Origin of the sequence: Campylobacter porcelli (assembly GCF_002139855.1) — a bacterium.
In the GTDB taxonomy this organism is placed as follows: Bacteria; Campylobacterota; Campylobacteria; order Campylobacterales; family Campylobacteraceae; genus Campylobacter; species Campylobacter porcelli.
The window spans coordinates 436,298-458,617 of the sequence record NZ_CP018789.1; the positions used below are offsets into that span (position 1 = coordinate 436,298).

At 35.8% G+C, this 22,320-nt stretch carries 22 protein-coding genes and 1 tRNA gene; 17 read left to right on the forward strand and 6 right to left on the reverse strand.

Going from position 1 to position 22,320, the window contains the following annotated elements:
* The first annotated feature begins 8 nt into the window (after positions 1 to 8).
* The 10 genes from ribH (at position 9) to CSUIS_RS02210 (ending at position 8,466) form a co-directional block, all read left to right on the forward strand.
* Positions 9 to 479 carry a 6,7-dimethyl-8-ribityllumazine synthase gene (ribH, locus tag CSUIS_RS02165; protein ID WP_086296920.1) on the forward strand — a complete coding sequence of 157 codons (471 nt, stop codon included), beginning with the start codon at positions 9 to 11 and terminating at the stop codon, positions 477 to 479.
* Position 480: 1 nt separating this feature from the next.
* Positions 481 to 879, forward strand: coding sequence for a transcription antitermination factor NusB (gene nusB, locus CSUIS_RS02170; protein ID WP_086296921.1), 399 nt, complete (start codon positions 481 to 483; stop codon positions 877 to 879).
* Positions 876 to 1,556, forward strand: coding sequence for an orotidine-5'-phosphate decarboxylase (gene pyrF, locus CSUIS_RS02175; protein WP_086296922.1), 681 nt, complete (start codon positions 876 to 878; stop codon positions 1,554 to 1,556). The genes nusB and pyrF overlap by 4 nt, the downstream gene beginning before the upstream one ends.
* Positions 1,557 to 1,599: 43 nt before the next feature.
* Positions 1,600 to 1,690, forward strand: a tRNA-Ser gene (locus tag CSUIS_RS02180).
* A 1,003-nt stretch (positions 1,691 to 2,693) separates the two neighbouring features.
* Positions 2,694 to 3,920 (forward strand): porin, encoded by a 1,227-nt coding sequence (locus CSUIS_RS02185; protein WP_086296923.1) that lies wholly within the window; start codon positions 2,694 to 2,696, stop codon positions 3,918 to 3,920.
* Positions 3,921 to 4,701: 781 nt separating this feature from the next.
* The gene (locus CSUIS_RS02190) at positions 4,702 to 5,472 is read left to right on the forward strand and encodes a cache domain-containing protein (protein ID WP_086296924.1); all 771 of its coding nucleotides are present in this window, start codon (positions 4,702 to 4,704) and stop codon (positions 5,470 to 5,472) included.
* Entirely contained in the window at positions 5,454 to 6,104 is a 651-nt protein-coding gene (locus tag CSUIS_RS02195) for a sensor histidine kinase (protein WP_086296925.1), read from the forward strand. Before CSUIS_RS02190 ends, CSUIS_RS02195 begins: the two co-directional genes overlap by 19 nt.
* Positions 6,105 to 6,223: 119 nt before the next feature.
* Positions 6,224 to 6,664 carry a methyl-accepting chemotaxis protein gene (locus CSUIS_RS02200; RefSeq protein WP_418228998.1) on the forward strand — a complete coding sequence of 147 codons (441 nt, stop codon included), beginning with the start codon at positions 6,224 to 6,226 and terminating at the stop codon, positions 6,662 to 6,664.
* Between the two features lie 105 nt (positions 6,665 to 6,769).
* On the forward strand, positions 6,770 to 7,327 hold the full coding sequence (locus CSUIS_RS02205; protein ID WP_086237695.1) for a c-type cytochrome: 558 nt from the start codon (positions 6,770 to 6,772) through the stop codon (positions 7,325 to 7,327).
* Between the two features lie 20 nt (positions 7,328 to 7,347).
* Positions 7,348 to 8,466 carry an ABC transporter substrate-binding protein gene (locus CSUIS_RS02210; protein WP_086237694.1) on the forward strand — a complete coding sequence of 373 codons (1,119 nt, stop codon included), beginning with the start codon at positions 7,348 to 7,350 and terminating at the stop codon, positions 8,464 to 8,466.
* Between the two features lie 103 nt (positions 8,467 to 8,569).
* Here the strand turns inward: CSUIS_RS02210 and CSUIS_RS02215 are convergent, their stop codons facing one another.
* Positions 8,570 to 9,139 carry a hypothetical protein gene (locus CSUIS_RS02215; RefSeq protein ID WP_086296927.1) on the reverse strand — a complete coding sequence of 190 codons (570 nt, stop codon included), beginning with the start codon at positions 9,137 to 9,139 and terminating at the stop codon, positions 8,570 to 8,572.
* Positions 9,140 to 9,790: 651 nt separating this feature from the next.
* Between CSUIS_RS02215 and CSUIS_RS02220 the strand changes: the two genes are divergently transcribed.
* Genes CSUIS_RS02220 through CSUIS_RS02250 form a run of 7 tightly spaced genes read left to right on the forward strand, consistent with a single transcriptional unit; the run spans position 9,791 to position 15,759 of the window.
* Positions 9,791 to 10,840 carry a flagellar basal body P-ring protein FlgI gene (locus tag CSUIS_RS02220; RefSeq protein WP_086238103.1) on the forward strand — a complete coding sequence of 350 codons (1,050 nt, stop codon included), beginning with the start codon at positions 9,791 to 9,793 and terminating at the stop codon, positions 10,838 to 10,840.
* Positions 10,840 to 11,133 (forward strand): rod-binding protein, encoded by a 294-nt coding sequence (locus CSUIS_RS02225; protein WP_086238104.1) that lies wholly within the window; start codon positions 10,840 to 10,842, stop codon positions 11,131 to 11,133. The genes CSUIS_RS02220 and CSUIS_RS02225 overlap by 1 nt, the downstream gene beginning before the upstream one ends.
* A gap of 57 nt (positions 11,134 to 11,190) precedes the next feature.
* A complete protein-coding gene (locus CSUIS_RS02230; RefSeq protein WP_086296928.1) occupies positions 11,191 to 11,391 on the forward strand; it encodes a flagellar biosynthesis anti-sigma factor FlgM in 201 nt (66 codons plus the stop codon).
* A gap of 32 nt (positions 11,392 to 11,423) precedes the next feature.
* A complete protein-coding gene (flgN, locus tag CSUIS_RS02235; protein WP_086296930.1) occupies positions 11,424 to 11,870 on the forward strand; it encodes a flagellar export chaperone FlgN in 447 nt (148 codons plus the stop codon).
* Between the two features lies 1 nt (position 11,871).
* Positions 11,872 to 13,728 carry a flagellar hook-associated protein FlgK gene (gene flgK / locus CSUIS_RS02240; RefSeq protein ID WP_086296931.1) on the forward strand — a complete coding sequence of 619 codons (1,857 nt, stop codon included), beginning with the start codon at positions 11,872 to 11,874 and terminating at the stop codon, positions 13,726 to 13,728.
* Positions 13,728 to 14,498 carry a TIGR02757 family protein gene (locus tag CSUIS_RS02245; protein ID WP_086242626.1) on the forward strand — a complete coding sequence of 257 codons (771 nt, stop codon included), beginning with the start codon at positions 13,728 to 13,730 and terminating at the stop codon, positions 14,496 to 14,498. The genes flgK and CSUIS_RS02245 overlap by 1 nt, the downstream gene beginning before the upstream one ends.
* A 46-nt stretch (positions 14,499 to 14,544) precedes the next feature.
* Positions 14,545 to 15,759, forward strand: a complete 1,215-nt coding sequence (locus CSUIS_RS02250; RefSeq protein ID WP_086296932.1) for a glutamate-5-semialdehyde dehydrogenase — start codon at positions 14,545 to 14,547, stop codon at positions 15,757 to 15,759.
* Position 15,760: 1 nt separating this feature from the next.
* Here the strand turns inward: CSUIS_RS02250 and CSUIS_RS02255 are convergent, their stop codons facing one another.
* The 5 genes from CSUIS_RS02255 to der are packed head-to-tail and all read right to left on the reverse strand — an operon-like array spanning position 15,761 to position 22,287.
* Positions 15,761 to 18,142 carry a tetratricopeptide repeat protein gene (locus CSUIS_RS02255; protein WP_086296933.1) on the reverse strand — a complete coding sequence of 794 codons (2,382 nt, stop codon included), beginning with the start codon at positions 18,140 to 18,142 and terminating at the stop codon, positions 15,761 to 15,763.
* 13 nt (positions 18,143 to 18,155) lie between these two features.
* Positions 18,156 to 19,400 (reverse strand): serine--tRNA ligase, encoded by a 1,245-nt coding sequence (gene serS / locus CSUIS_RS02260; protein WP_086296934.1) that lies wholly within the window; start codon positions 19,398 to 19,400, stop codon positions 18,156 to 18,158.
* A 9-nt stretch (positions 19,401 to 19,409) separates the two neighbouring features.
* Positions 19,410 to 20,378 carry a tryptophan--tRNA ligase gene (trpS, locus tag CSUIS_RS02265; RefSeq protein WP_086296935.1) on the reverse strand — a complete coding sequence of 323 codons (969 nt, stop codon included), beginning with the start codon at positions 20,376 to 20,378 and terminating at the stop codon, positions 19,410 to 19,412.
* Between the two features lie 3 nt (positions 20,379 to 20,381).
* On the reverse strand, positions 20,382 to 20,918 hold the full coding sequence (locus CSUIS_RS02270) for a shikimate kinase (protein WP_086238122.1): 537 nt from the start codon (positions 20,916 to 20,918) through the stop codon (positions 20,382 to 20,384).
* Positions 20,902 to 22,287 carry a ribosome biogenesis GTPase Der gene (gene der, locus CSUIS_RS02275; protein ID WP_086296936.1) on the reverse strand — a complete coding sequence of 462 codons (1,386 nt, stop codon included), beginning with the start codon at positions 22,285 to 22,287 and terminating at the stop codon, positions 20,902 to 20,904. The genes CSUIS_RS02270 and der overlap by 17 nt, the downstream gene beginning before the upstream one ends.
* Between the last annotated feature and the right edge of the window lie 33 nt (positions 22,288 to 22,320).

Here is a 22,320-nt window from a genome sequence, read left to right on the forward strand (position 1 = left end):
GAGTTAAGATGAATATAATAGAAGGAAATTTAGCCCTAAAAGGCGATGAAAAAATAGCTATAATCAACGCTAGATTTAACCACATTATCACAGATAGATTGGTTGAAGGGGCTAAAGACGCTTTTTTACGCCATGGTGGCAAAAGTGAGAATTTATCTTTGATTTTGGTGCCTGGGGCATTTGAGATACCAATGGCACTTCAAAGAGCCTTACAAAGTGGCAAATTTGACGCTGTAGTGTGCGTAGGTGCCGTGATCCGTGGCTCCACTCCGCATTTTGATTATGTCAGTGCTGAGACCACAAAAGGCATAGCCAATATAACGCTAAAATATGATAAGCCAGTAACCTTTGGCGTTTTAACCGTGGATAATCTAGAACAAGCCATCGAAAGAGCAGGCTCAAAAGCAGGAAATAAAGGCTTTGAAGCTATGGCTGGAGCTATTGAGTTGCTTAGTTTATATGAGAATTTAAAGGCTTAAAATGGCTACTAGACACCAAGTGAGACAATCTGTAGTAAGCTTACTTTATGCTAAAGAGATGGGTAGCGAGATGGAGCAATTTAGCAATGAATATTTAGAAGAAAAAAAGATTAGAAACGACCAAAAAAACTTTACAATCGCTCTATATAATGGAATTTTAGATAATCTTGATAGCATTGATACCTTGCTTAATAACTATCTTGGCAAGTGGAAGCTAGATCAAATCGGCAGTGTAGAAAGACAAATTCTACGCCTTGGAGCCTATGAGATGAGATATAGTGATATAGATTTAGCCATTGTGATAAATGAAGCTGTAATCTTAGCCAATGAGCTATCTTCTGAGTCTTCAATCAAGCTTATAAATGGCGTTTTAGACGCAATCGCAAAGGAGCTTAAGTGAAGCTTTGTGTAGCACTAGATATGGCTAAAAAGGATGATTGTCTAGCCCTTGCTAGGGAGCTTAAAGGGCTTGATTTGTGGCTTAAAGTTGGGCTTAGAGCTTACCTTAGAGATGGGGCGAAATTCATAGAAGAGCTGAAAAATATTAGCGATTTTAAGATATTTTTAGACCTTAAAATTCACGATATACCAAACACTATGGCCGATGCTTGTGAAGTCATCTCATCGCTTGGCGTAGATATGATAAATATCCACGCAAGTGCTGGAGAAGTAGCGATGAGAGCGGTTATGGATAGGCTAAATTTACTCCCCAAACGACCACTTATACTAGCAGTTTCAGCCTTGACTAGCTTTGATGATAGTGGATTTAAAGCTATTTATAACTCTGATATTAAAAAAAGCGTGATTAATATGTCTCAAATAGCGTATAAATCGGGCTTAGATGGAATGGTATGCTCAGTTTATGAAAGCCTAGCTATTAAAGGAGTCACAAGCGATAACTTCATCACTCTAACGCCTGGAATTCGCCCATTTGGCGAAGCAAACGCAGACCAAAAAAGGGTAGCTGATCTAGCCACAGCCATAGAAAATCACTCCGATTTTATCGTAGTTGGCAGACCTATATACACAGCTACCAATCCCAAAGAGATCGCTCAAAAGATACTAAGCCAAATTTAAGTAGCTTTTAAGTCTATAATTAGTATAATTCCACTTCTTTTTAGGACAGATGGGTGAGCGGCTGAAACCACACCCCTGCTAAGGGTGCAAGTCTTAATCAGGCTTCGAGGGTTCAAATCCCTCTCTGTCCGCCACTGAATTTCAATACATTTTTATCAATCATTTTCTATTTTATTTATTTTTATTGTTATCTTAGTTTTTTGTTATTTTATTTTTACTTCGCAAGTGTTACCATATTTGTTTTATAAAATCTGAGCTTTAGCTCAGCAACATTAGAAGACTTTTTCAAGGGGTTGGGGGTTGTTAAGGGGGAAGGGTAAGGTAGCTCGCTTTTATTTTTCGTAGTGCCGTCAAACGATAGTTAGTATCGTTTGACTATAGCACTACTCATCTGCCAAAAAGCGTCCCCCTTCCCACTTAAAAAGAAAAAGAGTTTCTTTGATATTCCAAATTTTCGCCAAAAACTCCTTCGAGTTTTTTGTTGCGAAAATTTTCTTTAAGGGACAGGGGAAACTATTTTTAACTTCGCAGGTCAGCAGAGCCGACCTTTGCGATAAACTTTAGAAAAGTTTAATCAAACTAAAGTCCCCACGAGTGGGGTACCCCATTTATGGGGACTTTAGTGTTTGCTACTTTAGGCGTGGCTTTGCTACGCCGTTAAAAGTAGGTAAAAATGGGGTTCCCCTATTCCTTAAAATCCCAACCCCTTCCCAGTTTGGCATTTTTATTTTATAAAAAGCTATATCAAAATCCATGGCGTAAGCCACCCATTGAAAGGCTTTTACAAAATTTTCGCCGTAAAACAACCATTTAGGTTATTTTGCTTTTGCGAAAATTTTGAAAAAACCTTTCAAGGTTGTCAAGCTATCGCTTGACTATTTTTTACTTCTTACGGCAATAAATTGCCGTTTGCAAAAATTTGAAGTGTTAAAAATAAAGAATAGCAATAAAAAACTTGCAAGAATTTTTAAAATATCAAAAGCTTTAAACTTAGCAAAATAAGTATAGATTTGATGATTTATACTCTTTGAATTTTTAAATTTTGGTAAATAATCGGTAATAATTCGGCAAGAATTCAGTAAATATTAAGTAAAAACCCATTACAATTTCAAACCTATACTTTAATAAGGAGATAAAATGAAATTAGTTAAACTAAGCTTAGCTGCAATCGTAGCTGCCGGTGCCCTTTCAAGCGTAGCAAGTGCTGCATCACTTGAAGAAGCTGTTAAAAATGTAGATGTATCAGGCTATGCAAGATATAGATTTGATAGCACAAATACTACAACTAACACTACAGGTGCTACAAATAACTACCACAGATTTACATCAGATATTAACTTCAAATCTGCTCTAGATGATAACTTCTTTGGTGTTATCGGCTTTAGATATGATAGCCGTGATGCATCAGGCGAGAGAGTAAATGCTGCTACTCAAGTAGGTACAGTTAATCAAGGCAACAATGCTGATAATTATGGTCAAACATTCAATGTTCGCCAATTCTATGTAGGTTACAAAGCTGGTAACACCACTATCACAGCTGGTCGCCAAGTACTAGGCACATTCTTTACTGATGATATGGTAGGTACTGGTATTAAGCTACTTAATAGTGATATTAGTGGTCTTACTCTAGCTGCTATAGCATTTGATAACCTTCAAAATGATGGCGATATCGGTACAAGAGGATTATTTATCGGCGAAAATGGTTCTAGTGAATTTGTATATGATAGAAACCTATATGGTGTAGCTGCTATTGGCTCATATGATCCAGTTAGCTTCCAGCTATGGTATGCAGCTTTAGATAGCGTAGCTCAACTATATGCTCTTGATGTAACACTAGGAGCTAATATAGCTGATATAGATCTAAGCTTACAAGCTCAATATGCTGGCTCAAGTATGTGGGCAGACAATGCTAGAACAGCCGCAGCAGCTGGTGCTTTACCACTAGATGATGCACAATTTGCAGCTGTAGAAGCTGGTGCTAAAGCTTTTGGCTTTGATGCGAGTGCTGGTTATGTATGGTTTGATACAGATACAAACTCTTTAATCTCATTTGAAGATAAAGGTAGCTTCATAGACGCTGGTGAAGATATACTAGACTACACTTTAATAAATGGCGAAAATAAATACTGGTTCTTAAAAGCTGGTTATACATTTGCTGATAAAGTAAGAGTAGGTGCTGACTATGTATCTGGTAGAGTAACTAGTGGTAATGTATCTGTTGATGAGTATGAAGCAGTAGCTAGAGTAGATTATAAATATAGCAAAAAACTTAACTTCAAAACTTGGTACTCATACATTGATAGAGACAGTGGCGATAAAGGAGATGCTAAGCACCTAAGATTTGAAGCTAGATATAACTTCTAATTTTAATAGGGTTTAATCTCTTTGGGGAGCCTGGCTATTTATGGCTGGGCTCCCTTTTTTTATGCTTTTTTAATTCTTTATTTTTCTTATCTTTGTAATTTTAATTAATTAATGAAATTTAAATTTCCTAAAGTCGAATTTTGATAAAATCTTTAGTAATAAATAGTGTGTTGTAAAGATTGCTTGGGCTTTTTAAGAAGCAAAAAATCGTCAAGTGATAGTTTGAGAACCATAAAAGGTTTTTTCAAAAGTTTAGATATAAAAGAAATTTTTCTTTTTTAAGTAGGAAGGGCAAGGTAGCTTCGCTCTTATTTTTCGTAGTGCCATCAAATGATAAATCTGAGCGTAGCTCAGCAACCTTGAAAGGCTTTTACAAGGGGTTGGGGGTTGTAAAGGGGGAAGGGGTAGCGTCTGCCAAAAAAGCGTTCCCCTTCCCCCTTAAAAAAGAAAATTAATATAGGTTGTTTTATTTTTAAGACTAGGCTTTTAGGATAAAATCAAAAAAGGTTTAATACTCCAAATTTTTGCCAAAAACTCCTTCGAGTTTTTTGTTGCGAAAATTTTGAAAAAACCTTTCAAGGTTGCTGAGCTTTCGCTCAGTTTTTATAAAATAAAAAAGCCAAACTGGGAAGGGGTTGGGATCTTAAGGGATAGGGGAAACTGTTTTGGCTTTCAAATTTTAGTTTCCCCTGTTCCTTAAAGAAAGAATTTAAAAAAAAGTTTGTCGCAAAGACTAGCTTGGCTCTAGCAAAGTTAAAAATATAAAATAAAAAGGTAAAAAATGCAAAATACGCAAAAATGTAAGGTAAGTCTAAGCCTGAAGGTATCAGCAAGCGTTATAGTTGCTTGTTTGGTTGGATTGATTGTTTTTGGTGTGGTGGTGATTTCATTTTTAACTATTCAGAAAGAAGATGGTAGCTTGATGGAGTATCAGACAAATTTACAAAGTGTGAATTCTTTGCTTGATTCATATATAGGAGAGAAACAAGCGATTGTAAATTCTCTTAGAGATAGCATAGCTAATAATATCGATGATGAGAATAAGATAGCTGATTATCTAGCTTTGAGCGAGAGACTAGGTAGCTTTAATCTACTATATTTTGGCAAGGAAGATAATGGTCGTATGCTAAGGAGCAATGGCAATCATGTCTATCCATCAAGCGGCTATGACCCAAGGAGTAGGGACTGGTATAAACTAGCTAAAGCGTCAAATAAAGATATGGTCTTAGGCACGGCGTGGATGCAAGCGAGTAAGAAAATTCCGGTATTTGGGTTTAGTGCACCTATTAGTAATCAAGGTAGATTAGTAGGAGTAGTATCTGGGGATATAGCTTTAGGGCCTTTGAATTTATATCTAGATAATATACAAAATAGGGCTAGTTACACTATAGCGGCTATAGACCCTGCTAATAATATCGTAATTAGCAAGGATAAAGAGCAGTTATTTAAGCAAAATGAGCTATCAAAATATTATCAAATATCAGTAGCGATGCGAAAGGCTTTTTTGAATTTACTCAAAATGGGGTTGATAAATTGGCTCTTTGTGGGATAAATGAGATAAGTGGGTGGAAGGTATGCTTAATCAATGATAAAAGCTCCATATTTTCAGCAGTTAAAGATACCACAACTCTTATGGTTGTATCGCTACTTATATTTGCTTTGATACTTGCTGTAGCTACATTTTTAATAGTAAAGAGTATAACTAGACCGGTAGTAAAGATCAAAGATGCGTTATTAAATTTCTTTGATTATTTAAATCATAAAAAGACAAGTATTGAGCCACTTAGATTAAATACTAGCGATGAGCTTGGCTTGATAGCTGGTGCATTCAATGACAATGTAAGGTCGATAGCAAGGGATATACAAAAAGATGATGAGCTGATAAAAAAGACATCTGAAGCTCTAGATATGGCTAAAATGGGGGATTTTGGCAGTGATTTTGAAGTAAATGGGGCAAATAATAGAGTTAATGAACTAGCTAACCATTTAAAAGAGACTTTAAAAGAGCTTGATAAGAGCTTTATAGATATAGCTGCAGCCTTGGATACATATGTCAAAGATGATTTTACGCATACTATAGTAAATGAGAACGCTCAAGGGCAGTTTAAAAAGACAAATGATAATTTAAATAAGCTTGGCTTATACATTAAAGAGATGTTAAAAGCTCTAATAAAATCGCTCTAACCCTAAAAGAGAAAACAGAGGAGCTAGAAGAGGTTTTAAAGGTCTTAGAAGAGTCTCAAAGAACGCAAAATTCAGCCTTTAATAAAACTTCAAACGAGATAAATATAATAAATGAAAGCATCACTCAAATAGATATAAAAGCTGGAGAGTTAATCAAACAAAGCGAGGATACAAAGGAAATTTTAAATATAATTGGGGATATTGCTGAGCAGACTAATCTACTAGCTTTAAATGCGGCTATTGAAGCTGCTAGGGCTGGAGAGCATGGTAGGGGATTTGCCGTGGTGGCAGATGAGGTAAGAAATCTAGCTGAAAAAACGCAAAAAAGCCTTGGCGAGATAGAGGCAAATACTAATCTATTAATCCAAAGCGTTACAGATGTATCAAGCTCAATTAGCCAACAAACTGAAATTATAAATGATATTAATAGTAGCATATCGCAAATGCAAGAGCTAACAGAGAGTAATAGCCTAAATGTATCTAAGTGTGCTAATATCTCAAAAGAGGTGGCAAATCTATCTAGAGATATGCTAAATGAGAGTAGCAGTAAGAAATTTTAAATTTTTCTAAAGTCAAATTTAGATAGAATTTTGCGTTTTTGTAGTAATGATTTATGGGCTACTTTAACGCATAAGATGGGATTATGGTATAAAAAAGGAATTTAAATGAAAATAGCAAAATTGGCTATATCGCTACTTGTGGTATCAAATTTGGTCGCAAATGATAGCTATATAATAGAAGCTGATGGGGAATTTGGCAAGGAGCTTAAATCTTTAGTAGAAAAACACGCTAAAGATAATAATATAAGTGTGAAAGTATATGAAAAATCAAATTCATCAGATGATGATGAGAGTGGTAGATTTCTAAATATCGGCATTGATAAAAATGCAAATTATAATGGCACTAAAGGAAAAGAGCTATATGAGAAAAACTGCAAATCTTGCCACGGAGAAAATGGGACTAAAAGGGCTATGGGAGTATCTCAAAGGCTAAGTGATATGAGTGGCGATGATATAGCTGATTCTATGGCTGGATATAGGGGTGATGTGCAGTTTGGTGGGCGTTTAAAATATCTTATGGCACCAATTGCTACTAGAATGAGCTTAAAGGATTTGGGGCATATTATAGCCTATCTTAAAGGGGATAACGCTTTTGTTATAGATGATGATGAGAGTAATGAGATTAGGACTACCCCAACTAAACAAGGTAGCTATCTAGAGTAAATTTAATATAAAGGATTAAAATGAAAAAATTTTCACTAATTGCGCTAGCTGCTGCGATGGCTATTAGCTCAGCTGCGGCTAAAGAGATTAAAATTGGCGTTATTATGCCTATTACTGGTGCGGTAGCCGCTTACGGACAGACTGCGTGGGCTGGGATTAAGCTAGCTAATGAGTTAGAGCCAACTCTAAAAAATGGGGATAAAGTTAGCTTAATATTAGTAGATAATAAGGGCGATAAGGTAGAGACCGCCACAGCTACTACAAGGCTAGTAAGTGAAGATAAGGTAAGTGGATTAATCGGAGCTATGGTAACTGGCAATACTCAACAAGTATTACAAATCGCAGATGAGAAAAAGGTTCCGATGATAGCTCCAGCAGCTACAGCTGATAAGCTCTTAGATCGTGCTAAATATGGTGCTAGAGTTACATTTATGGATTCATTTCAAGGGACGAGCTTTGCTTCGTGGGCGATATCTAAAGAGATGAAAAGTGCGGTGCTAGTAATAGACCAATCCACTTCATACTCAATTGGTCTAGCTAGAGCGTTTAAGAAAGAATTTGAAAATCAAGGTGGCAAACTACTAAAAGAGTTAAAAATCAGTAGCGGAGATAAGGATTTTAAAGCCATAGTATCACAGATTAATAGCTTAAATCCTGATTTGGTATATATGCCATTTTATCATCCTGAGGCTGCGCTATTGGTGCGTCAAGCTAGACAAATAGGGGTAAAAGCTCAATTTGCCAGTGGCGATGGAGTAAGCAACGATACATTTATAGAGTTAGCTGGAGATGCATCTAATGGATATTTATATACAGATGCCTTTGATAGCTCAAATCCCCCAACGGCTAAATCAAAAGCTTTTGTAGAAGCATACACTAAAAAAAGTGGCGAGTCTAATGTGCCTGGATTTACCGCTCTTGGAGCTGACTCATACTATTTAATGATAGATGCGATGAATCGTTGTGCTGATGCGACTGATAGGGAGTGCATTAATAAAGAGATTAAAAATAGTAAAAACTTTGAGGGCGTTTCAGGTATTATAAATATCGATAAAAAAGGCAACGCAGAGCGTTCTATTGTAATTAAAGAGATTATCAACGCTAAGGCTGTCTATAAAGATACTGTAAATCCTAAATAAATTTATATTATTATATTTTTGTGGCTTTTGTTGGTAGCTAAGCAAAAGCCATCATTGTAAATGAAGTAAAGCAATATAAAGCGTGATAGTCAAACGATACTAACTATCGTTTGACGGCACTACAAAATATAAAAGTGAAGCTACCTTCCCCCACTTTTTTACATTCCAAATTTATAATAAAAATTTTTAGAAAATTTAAATTTTTCTTTTTAAGTGGAAAGGGGGACGCTTTTTTGGCAGTCGCTACCCCTTCCCCCTTAACAACCCCTAACCCCTTGAAAAAGCCTTTCAAGGGGTGGCTTACGCCACGGATTTTAATAGGGTTGCCGACTTTATGTGGGTCAAGGATTACACTCCAAATTTTCGCCAAAAACTCCTTCGAGTTTTTTATTGCGAAAATTTTATAAAATAAAAATGCCAAACTGGGAAGGGGTTGGGATCTTAAGGGATAGGGGAAACTGTTTTGGCTTTCAAATTTTAGTTTCCCCTGTCCCTTAAAAAAAGAAATTAAAAAAATTGTCGCAAAGCTGGGCTTAGCTCGTGTGGCGAAGTTAAGAATTTTAAGTGGAAAGGGGGACGCTTTTTTGGCAGTCGCTACCCCTTCCCCCTTAACAACCCCTAACCCCTTGAAAAAGCCTTCTAAGGGGTGGCTTACGCCACAAAATTTTCGCAATAAAAAACTCGAAGGAGTTTTTGGCGAAAATTTGGAGTAAAAATAAAAATGCCAAACTGGGAAGGGGTTGGGATCTTAAGGGATAGGGGAAACTGTTTTGGCTTTCAAATTTTAGTTTCCCCTGTCCCTTAAAAAAAGAAATTAAAAAAATTGTCGCAAAGCTGGGCTTAGCTCGTGTGGCGAAGTTAAGAATTTTAAGTGGAAAGGGGGACGCTTTTTTGGCAGTCGCTACCCCTTCCCCCTTAACAACCCCTAACCCCTTGAAAAAGCCTTCTAAGGGGTGGCTTACGCCACGGATTTTATAAAACAAATTTGAAGCAAATAGGGTAACCCTACGAAGTAGGGACTTTAGTGCGGGGTCAAGCCGATGGGGCTTGTCGTAAAGCTGGGCTTAGCTCAGCTGCGAAGTTAAAAATAAGGGGTACCCCACTTGTGGGGACTTTAGTTTGATTAAACTTTTCTAAAGTTTATCGCAAAGACTAGCTTGGCTAGTTTGCGAAGTTAAAAATAAGGGTAACCCTACGAAGTAGGGACTTTAGTGCGGGGTCAAGCCGATGGGGCTTGTCGTAAAGCTGGGCTTAGCTCAGCTGCGAAGTAAAAATAGGAATAATAATTGCTTAAATAGTGTAGAAATTTAGATAAAGGGCTTGTATGAAACTTCTAAAGATCGCACTTTTATGGCTTTTAATAGCGGTGGCGGCTAAGGCGGCGGTTATTAAAGACTTAGCTAGTGTTGTTGGTGTGCGTGAAAACCAACTTATCGGCTATGGCTTGGTAGTTGGTTTAAATGGCACTGGCGATGGTAGTAGTAGCGAATTTACCATTCAATCGCTATCAAATATGCTTCAAACGGTAAATGTCAAAATAAATCCAAATGATATTAAATCTAAAAACACAGCTGCGGTTATGGTAACGGCGAAGTTGCCACCATTTGCCCGTCAAGGCGATAGCTTAGATGTAACGGTAAGCTCCATTGGTGATGCGAAAAATTTAATTGGTGGAACGCTATTGCTAACTGCGTTAAAGGGCGTTGATGGCGATATATACGCTTTAGCACAAGGGGCTTTGACACTTGGTGGCTCTACAGCAAAGGGTGGTAATCACCCAACGGTTGCGACTATATTAAGTGGAGCTTTGGTAGAAAAAGAGGTTGTGTATGATATATACAATAAGCCAAATGCGAATTTGAGTTTAAAAAACTCTAGCTTTCAAACTGCGATTGATATGCAAAATGCGATTATAGCTAAATTTGGCGGTGGCTCTGCGGTGGCTTTAGACCCTAGGACGATTAGTTTGACAAAGCCTGATAGGATTAGTATGGTTGAGTTTTTAGCTAGTGTGCTTGACATTGATATGGATTATAAGGCTGAAGATAAGATTATAATCGATGAGCGAACTGGCACGGTAGTTAGTGGGGTAAATATCAAGGTTGAGCCTGTGATAATCTCACATGGAGCTATCACAATACAGATTGATAATGGCGGATTTGATCCAGCTGCCTTAGCTGATGGCGATGTTGATATAGGTAATGTAGCTATCAATACCAATACAAATATGATTAAGATAAATGAAAGGGATACCACGGTGGCAAATATCACAAGAGCGTTAAATAAGCTAGGTGCCACCCCAAAAGAGATAATAGCTATTATTGAGAATTTAAAACGAGCTGGAGCGATCCACGCTGGTGTAGAGGTGATATAATGAGAGTAGATACAAGTGTTGCGCTTAATGCATATGACGCAGCAAATACACAAAATTTAGGAAAAGAAAGAGCTATAGATGACGCAGCACTTAGGGAGCAAACTGATGCTTTTGAGGCGTTTTTGGTTAAAGAGGTTTTGGATATTGCCTTAAAAAATGAAAATCCACTATTTCCAAAAGACCCAGGAGATAAAATTTATAACTCAATGTATAATGATGCGATGAGTAGGGCATTAAGCGGTGGATTTGGATTTTCGCAAATGCTATATGATTTTTTAAAAGCCAGAGCCTAAATAAAAGCTGAATTTTTCCGATTTAGCTTAAATGAAATTAGCTAAAAAGGATTTATAATGATAGGTTCTATAAAAGCAAGTGGTATATATAGTAGTATAGCAACGCCAAAAAACGAAAATAAGAAAAACGAAGATATAACACAAACTCAAAGTAGCACTAATAACAAGATAAAAGAGTTATCTGCGATGATACAAAATGGCGAATATAAGATAGATATAGACGCCCTTTCTAAGAAGATTGCCGACTCTTTGATGTAATTTTTGCTCCTTTGAGTTAAAAGGAGCAAAATATGATAAAACAATACTTAGATGAAGCTATAGCAGAGCTTGAAGAGCTAATTTCAATCACAAATCAAGATATACAAAACATTCAAAAAGCTGACCACTCATCTGTAGATGAGCACACTAAGAAAAAAAATGAGTTAGTCCGTAAATTTGAAAAGACAAAATCGCAATTAGATAACGAATTAATCAAACTCGCACAAGCTAGTAGTGGAACAGATCTTGCTAGTATTTTATCAGATGAGATAAAAGATAGGCTAGGCGATTTACGAAGCTCTTTAGAGAGACTTCATAAAGTAAATAAGGAGTATGCTAAATCTGTAGTGGTAGTCAAGGAATTTTACGACTCTTTGCTAAAGGCGATGATGGGAGCGCAAAATACGGCTAGTTCATATGGAGATAGTAAAAACTCTAGCTTAGCAGATGCTGAAAAACTACTTAAATTAAGGGTTTGATATGGGAATTTTCGATTCTTTATATACTGGGGTAAGCGGACTGAACGCAGCTCAAATTCAAATTCAAGTAACAGGCCATAATATCACAAATGTAAATAGTGATTACTATACAAGGCAAAGGGTTGTTCAATCTGCTGCTAGTCCGTTACACTCGGCTCCTGGAGATATAGGGCTTGGGGTTAAGGTTGATACAATTGTTAGAATTCACGATGAATTTACTTTTACTAAGCTTAAAAATGCCTCTTCAAATAAGGAGAGCACGGCATATAAAGAGCAGGTTTTAAAAGAGATAGCGCAGAGATTTCCAGATTTGCAAGATACTGGTTTATTAAATGATATACAAAATTACTATCAAGCGTGGAATGACTTTGCCTCTCACTCATATGAAGCAAGCCAAAAGGCAAATTTATTAAATATCACCACAACCCTAACAAATAGGATAAACGATACAGCTTATCAGCTACAAAATATCCACTCTAAAATCAATGACGATATAGTTTTGGCAGTTGATGAGATTAACCGCCTTGGTCAGCAAATCGCTGATTTAAATAAGCAAATTCAAGCAGTAGAGACTAAAGGCGGGACAATCAATGCTAATGACCTTAGAGATAAGCGCGACCAACTAGAATCTACAATGGCAAATTTGCTAAATATATCAACTTTTAAAAATGATATACTCTCTGATAGTAGATATGGTGGCAGTATGACAGACCAAGGTAAGGACTATACTCTTAGTATAGATGGCATTACCATAGTAGAAGGGTCAAATTTCCATCCATTGAAGTTAGATACGCAAGGCTCAAAAGATGGATTTGCTACTATTTATTATGAGTTAAATGATGAGACTAGAATAGAGATGAGTAGCAAAATCACCAATGGTAAATTAGGTGCGATGCTTGATATGCGTGGTAGAAATCTTGATGGAGATGGGAATTTAACTGATGGGACTATTACGGATTTTAGAAATAATTTAGATACCTTTGCTACTACTATGATAGTAAATACAAATAATATTTATGCCCTATCAGCACAAAACTCTATGACAAGTGTGGATTTAAAGGATATGGTACCAGAAAAGCCACTCCAAAATCATAGCTCATATATCAAAAATGGTAGCTTTACTGTAAATGTGTATGATACAAGTGGAAATATTGTCGCTACAAAACAGATAAATATCGACGCTTCAACTACAATGAATGATACAAGGCAAGGAAATTCGATCGTATCGCAGTTTAACTCCAATGTCGATGGGAATAATGATAACAACCTAAATAATGACTTAGATGATTACTTTGAAGCGATATATACATATGATGAGAAAAATGGTATGGGGCATTTGGGATTTTTGCCTAAACAAGCTGAGGGTGAATATACTATATCGATTGAGGATAATGGGACTAATTTTGCTGGTGTGTTTGGTATGAGCCAATTCTTTGAAGGGGATAAGGCAGCAAATATGCAAGTAGAGCAAAGTCTAAGAGCTGATAGCTCAAAAATTAAAGGAAATAAAGCCCCAATCGATGGCGATAACACTATGGCAAATGAGATGATACAGCTCCAAACCAAACAGATAGATTTTATAAATAAAGATGGTAGTGTGAAAAATGAGAGTATAGTTGGGTATTATCGCTATTTGACTTCTGATATAGCTAGTAGAACTGAATCTATAATAGCTCTAAACACAACTAATCAATCGCTATATGCTAGTGTGTATTCCCAGCACCAAAGCATTAGCGGGGTAAATATGGATGAGGAGCTATCAAATTTAATTCGCTTTCAAAGTAGCTATGGAGCAGCAGCTAAAATCATCACCACGGTAGATCAAATGCTTAATTCGCTTTTGAGTATTAAGCAGTGATGGATAGGCTTAAACTAGCTTTAGATGATGAGTTAGCTAGAGCAAATAGTATAGATGGTCTGTATAGTGCTGCTGATCCATTGCAAGTGGCTAGGAAATTTAAAAATGATCCAATTAAAACGCTGATTTGTGCTCTTTTTGCCTATGGAAATGCTAGGGCGATTGTGAAGTTTTTAAATAGTTTGGAGTTTGATATTTTAAATTTAGATGAGAGCAAGATTTATGATTTTGTGATTAAAAATGGCTGGTTGTATAGATTTCAAAATATCGTTGATGTAGCGCAGATTTTTATCACTATGTCTAGGGCTAGGGAGTTAAATTTCGAGTATATAATATCTAGTAATACACAAAATGGCAAGGTAATTTATGGTATAAACGAGCTTATAAAGTCATTATATCAGCTAAATAATTATCGCTCTAGTGGGTATGAGTTTTTCTTTGGCAAGGTTTTTGAAAATGAGCCAAAAAGTCCGTATAAACGCTATAATATGTGGCTTAGATGGATGGTAAGGGATAGGGATATTGATCTTGGAGTTTTTAAGAGTATTGATAAATCAAATTTAATCTTACCGCTTGATACTCACACTCATAAAGTTACTCAAGCAATTGGGCTTTGTGATAGAAAAAGCTATGATTATAAGGCCGCTTTGCAAATTAGCAATAATCTTGCGATTTTTGACCCAAATGATCCGATTAAATATGATTTTGCTCTATATCGCATTGGTCAAAGTGGTGCTTTGGAGAGATTTTTAGAGAGAATAAAAGGGTAAATTTAATAAAAACTTGCTAATATAGATAAAAAATTTAGGCAGAGCTATGGAAAAAAGATTACAAGAATTAAAAAAATCTACCAAAAAATTACAAATTTTAAACCAAAATCAAAGAGCAAATTTAATAGAAAATATAGCTAATTCTATAGAGCAAAATATAGATAAGATTATAAAAGCTAACGCTATAGATTTACAAAATGCTAAAAATCTAAGTCTAGCACTTCAAGATAGATTAAAATTAGATGAAAATCGCATAAAAAATTTAGCTAAAAGCATTAAAGATATAGCGTTATTAAAAGATCCAATAGGCAAAATAAAAGATGGTTGGATAACAAAAGATGGCTTAAAAATAGAAAAAATCAGCGTCCCGCTTGGAGTGATTGCTATCATATATGAATCTCGCCCGAATGTAACGGCTGAAGTTGTGGCTTTAGCTATTAAAAGCGCTAATGGATGTGCGTTAAAAGGCGGGAAAGAGGCGATAAATACAAATTTGGCTATTGTGGAGATTATCAAAGATAGCTTAAAAGAGTATGGCGGTTGTGTTGAGTATTTTGATATTAGCAGAGATGAGATTTTGGATTTTATCAAAATGGATAAATATCTGGATTTGGTGGTGCCAAGGGGTGGCGAAGGGCTGGTGAAATTTGTAAGCTCTAACTCAAGTGTGCCTGTGCTAAAGCATGATAAAGGCGTTTGCCATATCTATATACATAAATTTGCAAATATCAAAAAAGCCTTAGATATATGTATAAATGCCAAATGCTCACGCCCTGGAGTGTGTAACGCTGCTGAGAGCGTGCTAGTAGATGAAGATTTGGCGAGTGAGTTTTTACCGCTATTAAAAAGTCAGTTAGATAAATTTGGGGTTATAATTTATGGTTGTAAAAGAGCTAATCAGATAATAGAGTGCCAAGAGGCTAGCAAGGATAGCTATGATAATGAGTATTTGGATTTTAAGCTAAATTTAAAGGTAGTAAGTGGATTTGATGATGCTATAGAGCATATAGATAGGCATAGTAGCGGTCATAGCGAAGCTATAGTAAGCGATGATTATAGTGCGTGTGAGAGATTTTTAAGCTTAGTTGATAGTGCTTGTGTGTATGCGAATGCTTCAACTAGATTTAGCGATGGTGGCGAGTTTGGCTTTGGTGGAGAGATCGGTATTAGCACTGGGAAAATGCACGCCCGTGGCCCTGTGGGCGTTGATGAGCTAACGACATATAAGTATATCATTAGGGGCGAGGGACATATTAGGTAGGTTATTCTAATTTAAATGTGAAAAACTCACTTTTATATCCGCTATCGCCTAGTCCATTATACTGGGTTATAGCAGCTTCTATATTTCCAACTTCTTGATATAATAACCCAAGGGCTAATCTAGCTTCGCTGTAGGTTGGATTGGTGAGTTTAGCAAGTTCTAAATAACCAATAGCACTATCTGGGTGATTAGCTCCAATGCTTGCTACACTGGCTAAAAATAGCGTATTTGCGTCATCTATATTCTCATTATTTATTAGCTCATTATATATGGTGTAGGACTCTTCATAGTGGCCTGTGAATAGATCTAGATATGCTAAAGTGTATAAAATATCTTTAGTATTTTTAGTAGAGACTTTTAGATCAGCTACGATACTTTCACGCTCTTTATGTAAAAGCCCTGCAATTTGTAAAAGCTTTATATACTCACTTCTTATGATAGAAGCGCCGCCATATAACGCGCCTTTATCTAGTTTTGTTGTTAGAAATTTGATTTGAATATCTTTAGCGTAATTTTTAATATTTTTAGTATCAAATCTAGTAGCTGAGTATATAATATTGGTTAATACATCATTTGGTAGCTTTTCGTTTAACTTGCTAGTAGCTGGAGCTATAATCTCACTTCTTTTGGTTACATAGGCTGAAATTATGTTAAATACGATATTTAGAACACTATCATTGCGGTTTTGATCTAGCCAGTTATTTAGTGCACTCTCATTGCCTTGAGTGAGCTGAATCATAGCTTTGTAGATATTATTTTGATCTAAATTTGGGTCTAATTCTATATTATCTAGCACTTCATTTGTAAGACGCCTTGAATCTTTGCTTATCATTTGAGCAGTTATTATAGCGTAGGCTCCAGCTATATAATTTAGCGGATCAAGATGATAGCTAGTAACAAAGTGCTTGTATGCTTGAGCAAAATCCCCAAGCTGAGCAAATGTAAGAGCTAGATTGAATTGGACAATTGAGTGATTTGGGTATAGTTTTGTAATCTCTAAAAAGTCGCTATTTGCCTCTCTTAAATTATTATTAAGTGCTTTGAATATGGCTTGAGATAGCATTGCGTTGGCTTTGGATACTGCTCCACTAGTTTGTAGATACTCATCTGCTACGCTATTTTCATCTACAAATAGGCTTAATCCACCTTTTCTGATATATTCAATTGTCTGTTTAGGGTCAAATGCCTTATATGGAGTGAAATAAAATAGAATTTGATATAGGGTATTTTGGCTAAAAAATCTATTTGTATCGTAGTTTTTTTGGGCTAAATTTATATCAAATATCTCTGGATTTAATATAGTTTTAATAGGATATGTATCTTGTATAAAGGTGGAGTTATTATCATTTAGCATTTTTAAGATTTTGGCTGTGGAGGCAAATTCGCCTGTTTTAAGATCGATTAAAGATATGGCTAGATGGGTTAATGGGGCGTTTTTCTCATCTATTAGGGCTTTATTTAGATACTGCTTAGCCTCTTTATACTCGCCAAGTCGTGCGTATAAAAGCCCAAGAGGTAAGTTTATATCATAGTCTTGAGCGGCTTTAATGGCTTTAATCGCCTCTTTATCTTCGTGGAGATAGCTTAGGATTTTTGATCTTAGATACTTTTTTTGACTGGTGTAATATTTTGAATTTGATAGCTCTAAAGTGTGTAAAGCCTCTATATAAAATCCGCGGTAAAAGCTCACTAATGCATTATAAAACTCATATAAATTCACATCACTATCTCTGTTTATAAAGGCATTTGCTAAGTCAATATAGTATTTAAATAGCTCTTCATCGCCAATTTCCAAAGCACACACTGCTATATTAATAGCACTTACTGTGATATTTTCGTTATTGCTAATGGCCTCTTTAAATGTCTCAATAGCATCTTTAAATAGCCCTTGATTCATCTTAGATACGCCAAGATTATATTTAGATAGAGATTCATTATATAGTGCGATATTTTCATATAGTTTGAGTGCTTCGATTTTGTTGCCACTTTCGTATAGTTTATTAGCTTTGATTAGCATACTATCGATTTTGGAATTTTGAAATTTTTGCGTTATTGTAGGTATGGTGATAGGTTCTACATCTTTTTGCGAATTTGGCTGGGTTTGAATGGTTTCTTCTTTAGAGCTTGAGAATATAATAATAGTAATTAACAAAATTAGAGCCAATAAACCAAAGGCTATTATAATTATTAGCCTTTTGTTAAGTTGAGATTTTGGCGTATCATCACTATCTTCTATATCTTTTAAATCCTCATCTGTAGTAGGATTTAGAGCGGGTGCTTCTGTGGATTCTATAGATACAATATCATCGCTAGAATCCGCATCTTTATCTAGGATTACTACTTCTTGCCCATCTTGTTCTAACTCTGTTAATTCATCTGCCACTTTAAATTCCTAATTAGAAATACTTTTTCAAAACTTCTGGAATAGTTATTGAGCCATCGCTATTTTGATAATTTTCCATTATGGCAATTAGCGTTCTACCAACTGCAAGGCTAGAGCCATTTAGCGTATGGGCTAAAAGATTTTTCTTATCATCTTTATATCTGATTTTAGCGCGTCTAGCTTGAAAATCACGAGTATTTGAGATTGAGCTAATCTCCCTATATTTGCCTTGACCTGGTAGCCACACTTCTAAATCAATTGTCTTAGCAGCACTAAAGCCCAGATCCCCACTACATAGCATCATATGGCGGTGCGGTAAGCCAAGAGCAGTTAGCATATCACTAGCACAGCTTACCATCTCACTTAGCATTTCATCGCTTTTATCAGCTTTAGTGATGGCTACTAGCTCTACTTTTTCAAATTGATGTTGCCTAATCATACCCCTAGTATCACGACCAGCACTCCCAGCTTCTTGTCTAAAGCAAGATGAGTAGCAAGTCATTTTAATAGGTAGTTTATCAGCTGGTATAATCTCATCATTATATATATTTGTTACAGGCACTTCGCTTGTAGGGATGAGATATAGATCTTCTCCATCTACTTTATATAAATCCTCAGCAAATTTAGGTAGCTGACCTGTGCCATAAAGTGTGTTGGAACTCACCAAAAACGGCACATTAACAAGCTCAAACCCACGGCTTGTATTAAAATCAATCATAAAATTTACAAGTGCTCTTGAGAGTCTTGCCCCATCGCCTCTAAGAATTGTAAATCTACTTCCTGATATCTTAGCCCCAGTAGCAAAGTCCAGCCACCCAAGTGCTTCGCCCAGCTCGTGGTGCTCTTTTGGGGTAAAGTCAAATTCCCTTGGGCTTAAAACATTTAAAATACAGATATTATCATCTTCATCATTGCCTAGCGGAACATCATCATCTATGATATTTGGCACGCTTTTGGCTATTTTTTCTAAATTTAACTCTAGCTCATTTACCACGCCAGATAGTGCTTGAAGATCTTTTTTATTAGCTTCAAGCTTCATTTTTAGCTCACTTATATCCTCTTTATTTCTAGATTTTATGCCTAATTCTTTGCTTTTTGAGTTTTGTATGGCTTGAAGATTTTCTAGTTCAAGCTTTTTAGCCTTAAGTAAATTATAAGCTTCTAAAAGATTAGCAAGCACTCCATCACCAACCTTTTTAGCCTTTAATTTGGCATTAAATTCATCATAATTTGTCTCTATCAATCTTAAATTTATCATAATCCTTCCTTAATAAATTCCTACAAAATCTCTTACTTTTTCCATTGTTTCATTTGATATTTTTTGAGCCTTTTTGCCACCTTCATTTAGTATCTCTATAATCTCATTTTGGTTATTCATATAGTAATCAAATTTATCCCTAGCAGGTGCGAAATAATTCCACACAAGCTCATTTAAATACGCCTTAAAATGCCCATATCCTTCGCCACCTTTAGCATATCTATCTTGTAAATTTCCTAGCTCTTTTTCATTTAAAAATAGCCTAGCAATCGCATAAATATTACAACTTTGCCAATCTTTTGGCTCTTCAAGGGGAGTGCTATTAGTTACAACCGAATTACACTGCTTTTTAAGCGTCTTAGCATCGCTAAATATATCAATTGTATTTTTATAGCTCTTACTCATTTTAGCCCCATCAGTCCCTGGTATGGTGGCTAGATCTTGAGCTATATCAGCCTTAGGTAGGGTAAATATCTCTTTATAGGTGTTATTAAATTTAAGTGCTAAATCTCGTGCTATCTCTACATGCTGGATTTGATCCTTTCCTACAGGGATTTTATCAGCATTAAAAAGCAAAATATCAGCCGCCATCAAAATAGGGTAGCTAAATAATCCATGATTAGCCTCTAAGCCCTTAGCGACCTTATCTTTATAAGCGTGAGCTCTCTCTACTAGCCCCATTGGTGTAAGCTGAGATAGTATCCAATATAGCTCTAAGACATCTTTAACATCGCTTTGAACCCAAAATGTAGAGCGATTAGAGTCTATCCCAAGTGATAAGAATGCAGCAGCAGCCTCTATAGTGTTGGCTTTGAGCGATTTAGCATCATTTAAAGAGGTCATAGCGTGGTAATTAGCTATGAATATAAACATCTCATCATTGCTACTATTTTGCCTATCTATCATCGGCTTGATACTAGCAAAGTAGTTGCCTAAGTGGAGTTTGCCAGATGGTTGAAGTCCTGTTAGAGTTCTCAAATTTTATCCTTTTAGATACTTTTTATTTAGTAATTTTATGATTTTTGTAGCTATTTGTTCTGGAGTTTTATTCTCTACATTTATGATTAAATCAGCCTTTTTAGCATAAGCCTCATCACGCTCTTTGTGTAAGGCTTTAGCCTTAGATAAATCGCTTAAAAGCGGTCTTTTGGCTAGTTTTTTATCCGCATTTGGGGAATTTGCGATACGCTCCATTATTTTATCAAAGCTTGATTTTAGGTAGATTACGGTGCCAATTTTGTTTAAATTTTTAACCTTATAAAATCCGCCACCAGTGGATATAACAGAGCCATTTACAGATTTTTCTAAGAATTTAGCTAGGCTCTTTTCTATCTTTCTAAACTCAGCCTCGCCATCATCTTCAAAGATTTTTCTAATCTTTTTATTAGCAAAGCTCTCTATCAAATCATCTCCATCAATAGCAAAAACTCTTAACTTACGAGCTAAAACCCTAGCTACGCTACCCTTGCCAACGCCCATGAATCCTATTAAAATTATATTTTTATAAGTCTGTCTCATTTTTGCCCTTATTTTTTGGTATTAAAACTACTGGAGTTCCATTTAAGCTAAATCTCTCTCTAAGCTTATTTAGCAAATACCTTTTATAGCTAAAGTGTAAAGATCTAGGCTTATTCATCACTAAAGCGATCTTTGGTGGCGCAAATCCAAACTGAGCCGCATAGAAAATCTTAACAATCTTGCCATGATCTCTTGGTATCGGATGGGTTTTTACAGCCTCTTCTATGAGTGCGTTTAGCTCTGAAGTTTTAATCCTTTGAGTGTAGTTTTGATATATCTCTTTTATGAGTGGATAGAGCTTGTGAATTCGCTTTTTACCAAGTGCTGAAACACTAATAATCGGAGCATAAGCTAGAAATTTAAATCTATCTCTAATCTCAAATGCGACCTTATCAAACTCATCATGCTCCTTATCCCATTTATTTAGCACGATAATCACACCAAGCTCAAATTTCCCCACTAGCCCAGCGATTCTCTCATCAAGCTCTGTAAATGGCTCACTCGCATCTAGCACAAGCAGAGCTATATCGGCTACTTCTAAGATTTTTTGGGTGCGATTTAGGGCGTATTTCTCTATCCCTTCTATTTTACCACGCTTTCTAATCCCAGCAGTATCGACAAATTCAAAGACCCTACCATCATAGACAAAACTCTCATTGACAGGATCAATCGTAGTCCCAGCTATGCTACTTACTACTGAGCGATTATCATTTACAAGTGCGTTTAATAGACTTGATTTGCCTACATTTACACGGCCAACTATACCAACTTTTATATTTTTATTCTCATAATCTATAGCTTTATTGTCTAAATCCAACTCACCATTATCATTAAAATCTTCTAAAAACTCATCAAATTCATCAGCGTCAGCTTTTAAATTTGATTTTGGTAGTTGCTTATAGATCCACTCACAAAGCTCATCAACCCCAGTAGCGTGGCTTACAGATAGATTAAAAACCACACTAGCGCCAAATTCATTAAACTCCCAGCTACGCTCTTCATCTTTTTTGCTATCGACTTTATTTACAACTAGTGCAATTGGCTTATTTAATTTTAATAAAGAGTAAAATAGCTTTTTATCTACATCATCAGGAAGCATCTTTCCATCTACCATAAAGATTATAATATCAGCATATTTTGCAGCGTTTAATGTGTTATTTTTGACATTTATAAATAGCTCATTACTCTCATCTATTCCGCCACTATCTATTAATATACAGCTTTTATCATCGATTTGAATTTCAGTCTTATTTGTATCTCTTGTAGTGCCACTAACTTCGCTAGTTATAGCAATTCTTTGTCTAGCTAAGCGGTTAAAAAGTGAGCTTTTACCGACATTTGGACGGCCTACTAGTATTATTTCTTTCATAGATTTCCTTAGAAATGATTAGGCTAGATTATA

Coding starts and splice junctions, on each gene's coding strand:
- CSUIS_RS02225 (WP_086238104.1), top strand. CDS start 10,840: ATGAGAGTAGATACAAGTGTTGCGCTTAATGCATATGACGCAGCAAAT.
- CSUIS_RS02205 (WP_086237695.1), top strand. CDS start 6,770: ATGAAAATAGCAAAATTGGCTATATCGCTACTTGTGGTATCAAATTTG.
- ribH (WP_086296920.1), top strand. CDS start 9: ATGAATATAATAGAAGGAAATTTAGCCCTAAAAGGCGATGAAAAAATA.
- CSUIS_RS02270 (WP_086238122.1), bottom strand. CDS start 20,918: ATGAGACAGACTTATAAAAATATAATTTTAATAGGATTCATGGGCGTT.
- flgN (WP_086296930.1), top strand. CDS start 11,424: ATGATAAAACAATACTTAGATGAAGCTATAGCAGAGCTTGAAGAGCTA.
- CSUIS_RS02190 (WP_086296924.1), top strand. CDS start 4,702: ATGCAAAATACGCAAAAATGTAAGGTAAGTCTAAGCCTGAAGGTATCA.
- CSUIS_RS02210 (WP_086237694.1), top strand. CDS start 7,348: ATGAAAAAATTTTCACTAATTGCGCTAGCTGCTGCGATGGCTATTAGC.
- CSUIS_RS02250 (WP_086296932.1), top strand. CDS start 14,545: ATGGAAAAAAGATTACAAGAATTAAAAAAATCTACCAAAAAATTACAA.
- serS (WP_086296934.1), bottom strand. CDS start 19,400: ATGATAAATTTAAGATTGATAGAGACAAATTATGATGAATTTAATGCC.
- CSUIS_RS02220 (WP_086238103.1), top strand. CDS start 9,791: ATGAAACTTCTAAAGATCGCACTTTTATGGCTTTTAATAGCGGTGGCG.
- CSUIS_RS02230 (WP_086296928.1), top strand. CDS start 11,191: ATGATAGGTTCTATAAAAGCAAGTGGTATATATAGTAGTATAGCAACG.
- CSUIS_RS02245 (WP_086242626.1), top strand. CDS start 13,728: ATGGATAGGCTTAAACTAGCTTTAGATGATGAGTTAGCTAGAGCAAAT.
- der (WP_086296936.1), bottom strand. CDS start 22,287: ATGAAAGAAATAATACTAGTAGGCCGTCCAAATGTCGGTAAAAGCTCA.
- nusB (WP_086296921.1), top strand. CDS start 481: ATGGCTACTAGACACCAAGTGAGACAATCTGTAGTAAGCTTACTTTAT.
- flgK (WP_086296931.1), top strand. CDS start 11,872: ATGGGAATTTTCGATTCTTTATATACTGGGGTAAGCGGACTGAACGCA.
- CSUIS_RS02185 (WP_086296923.1), top strand. CDS start 2,694: ATGAAATTAGTTAAACTAAGCTTAGCTGCAATCGTAGCTGCCGGTGCC.